General features: G+C 65.9%; 2 protein-coding genes and 1 pseudogene. 2 read left to right on the plus strand and 1 reads right to left on the minus strand.

The features are described from left to right. Positions 1-887: 887 nt before the first annotated feature. Both P3L51_RS35745 and P3L51_RS35750 read left to right on the plus strand, forming a co-directional pair. Positions 888-1,061, plus strand: a pseudogene (locus tag P3L51_RS35745) (NF041680 family putative transposase); the annotation flags it as partial. A 14-nt stretch (positions 1,062-1,075) separates the two neighbouring features. Next, a complete protein-coding gene (locus tag P3L51_RS35750; RefSeq protein ID WP_435594602.1) occupies positions 1,076-1,204 on the plus strand; it encodes a hypothetical protein in 129 nt (42 codons plus the stop codon). A gap of 384 nt (positions 1,205-1,588) precedes the next feature. On the opposite strand, the gene P3L51_RS35755 is transcribed toward P3L51_RS35750, so the two are convergent. Next, a complete protein-coding gene (locus P3L51_RS35755; RefSeq protein ID WP_354609532.1) occupies positions 1,589-2,470 on the minus strand; it encodes a hypothetical protein in 882 nt (293 codons plus the stop codon). Between the last annotated feature and the right edge of the window lie 251 nt (positions 2,471-2,721).

Genomic DNA, 2,721 nt, shown 5'->3' on the forward strand with positions numbered 1-2,721 from the left:
CCCGCCCTTTTTTCTCCTCTTCGTCAGGCGCGGGAGCAGGGGTAGCAGAGGGGGATGCCGTCGTCCCGACCACGAGCGCACACGCATGGTGACCTCAATCGGCGTGGAGCAAGACCATGGATAGTGAACCGCATCCGAACCATAGGCGTTGAGGAGGTCGCGTTGCCTTTGGAGTTGGGTGGCGCGGTGACCTTCGAGGAAACCTGCCGAAGACGAAAGCCACTGACTCCTACCGGTGTTGGTGCGCGATCACGAGGAGGACACATGCAAGCTGACCACTGGATGCCATCTGTCGAAAGCTCGGCCGCCACAAGGCTGGAGGAGAGGCTCGGCGAGCTTCGCACCGCGGTTGCCGACGAGTGGGCCCGAATGAATCAGGACGGCGCGACGAGGAACGAGGTGAGTGCCGCTCGGCAAGCGGAGGTGGGCGCGGCGGCCGAATATCGAAGCGCGTGGGTAAACGAATGGGAAAGCGCGCGGGCCGCCCCCTCCTGGCGCGTACACGAGGCTCATGAGGCGCTTGCGGTGGATTGGGAGGTCTTCCAGCAAGCCAGGGGCCTCGCCTACGGCGTGATCGGATTGACGGCCCCGCGGATTCCGGAGCCGACACCAGAACAGGTAAGGCCGGTCACCCCGGTTGCTGCCGGTCCGTCGTCGGTCGCCGCAGCCGTCCAGGCGACACTTCCCGCGCCCTCAGGGCCTCCGTCACCGGCACCATCGCACAGCAGCGCCGCCACGGGACCGGCTGCCGTGGCTCAGTCCGCGGCTCCGCCTGGACAGCCAATGTCCGGTCGGCCACGAGGGCCTCGGCGGTAGGCGGGCCCGGTCGTAGGGCTCGCACAGCGCCCGCCACTCGCGGCTCCCGTCCTCGGCCCGGGCCTGGGCGCACGGTACGAACCTCCTGGACCGCGGTGACGGACGCGGTCCGCCCGGAGCCCGGGGCGGACGTCGCCGCGGTGACCACGGTCCAGATCATCGAGCGGCTCGTCGCCGCCGGGCAGTGGCGGGAGGGGGACCCGGAGGTGCTGGTGGTGACGGACGCCGGAAACGGCGCACCGAGGGCGAGGACATCAAGATGGTGCCCGAGTCGAAGATCGAGACACTCATCGGAGAGGCCCTGAAGATCGCGGAGGAGACGGAACGCGACGGCGTCCCCTACGACGAGACCGAGGTCTCCATCAGATGGGCAATGGCCGATCGGTGATCGGCGCGTTGCGCCTCGCGGTCGTACGGCCCCGCACCCCACACCTCAGGGCGTCCGGAAAGAGCGGGGCCCATTCCGTGTGTGCGGCACGTCGCTCCGGCACTCCATCGGGACCTGCACGAGAGAGGCCTGAGCTACCAGCAGGAACAGACCTTCGTGGGGTGAACGACACAACGGGCATCACCGGCCGACGCGTTCGCGCCCGCACACCGGCCGAGCAGGCAGGGCCCCGCGGGCGTCAAGACGTCTGTACCTGTTCCGGGACCACCGATGAGCGCGGTCGAGTTCCCATCCGTCGGTCCTTGCCCGTAGAGGACAAGGACCGTGTGAACCGTCGACGCCCGAACCGACCACTCATCGAGGCGACGAGTTCGCCATCTGCGGTCACCTCTTGGGGACGGAGGACCCTCCCGGCGGAACCGGGCCGCCGTAGTGCTGCCGGGAACGAGATGACGCGCCATCGCTGCTATGACCGGTGTCACGCCTGAATGGAGGGTTGAATTGAGCGGTGTTGGTGCGGGTGATCGGAGGGCTGAATCCAGTGGTGGTGCTCGGGGTGCGACTTCCCCCGCGGAGCGGCACAGGGGTGCCGTTGACGCCGATCATCGCTTCTTCCCTGCTATGCCGGTAGAAGAGTCTGCGCGCGTCCTCATCGGCCTGCTTCTTCTCTTGAACCGTTCTGCCTGTCGCAGCAATAGCAGCGAACGTCGCAAGGTTCGCGCCTGCCTGAACTGACTCCGACGGTGAGAGAGCAGCCATGGCTCCCGCACCGAGGCCGAGTGTCTGGCCGAGCGCTTTACCCAGATCCTTGAACGTGGCCACTGTGAGACCCTCCTTTCTATAGGTCTGGAAGGCAGAGTGACCGTAATGTGCTACGTCCGACAAAGCCGTGGCGGTGTTCGTGACATTCCCGGCCTTCTGCAGCCCTTCCCCGAGATTGTTGTGGCCCAGCGACTTCGCTATGTTTCCCGATGCCAATAGGGCGTATGCCAGGCCCTTGACGGCGGTCGTAATTTGCGTACGATAAAGTTTGGCCCATGCCCCCATTCTTACGAAGTCCACTTTCCAGCCGCCGGCGCCGTCGGAGACGGCCGTGATGACGTTGTCGTGTTCGTCCCGGAACGCAACGGCCGGCTGGTCGCCACTGAGATTCGACCCCCCGGGGGCTGCCGGGAAGGATCCGGAAGCGGAAGGTATTGGATCCAAGGAGACTTCTTCCCGCGCCCAGTCGACTCGATGGACAGGAATCTGGCTTTCGTCCGACATGTCCTTCATCCTCTCGCGCGGCGGGAATCTTCCCGCTGTTGGTGAACAACAACGGATTTGCAGTCCGACCGGTTCAAGATCCTGGAACTGGCGGTAAGGGTCCGCTGTCCGTCCGCGGACGGGAAGGTCGGCGTTATCCGCAGCGGGCGCGGGACGACAGCTACGGCACCTCGCCGCGTTGCCGGATCGCCTGAATACGCCCAGCAGGACAAGCTCTTCCGCTCCCGCTCTCCCCTACTTGTTCCACCTCT

Source organism: Streptomyces panacea, assembly GCF_040560175.1.
GTDB lineage: Bacteria > Actinomycetota > Actinomycetes > Streptomycetales > Streptomycetaceae > Streptomyces > Streptomyces panacea.

What these genes read in the sequence shown, in the direction of transcription:
- P3L51_RS35750 (WP_435594602.1), top strand. Translation starts at nt 1,076, where the DNA reads ATGGTGCCCGAGTCGAAGATCGAGACACTCATCGGAGAGGCCCTGAAG.
- P3L51_RS35755 (WP_354609532.1), bottom strand. Translation starts at nt 2,470, where the DNA reads ATGTCGGACGAAAGCCAGATTCCTGTCCATCGAGTCGACTGGGCGCGG.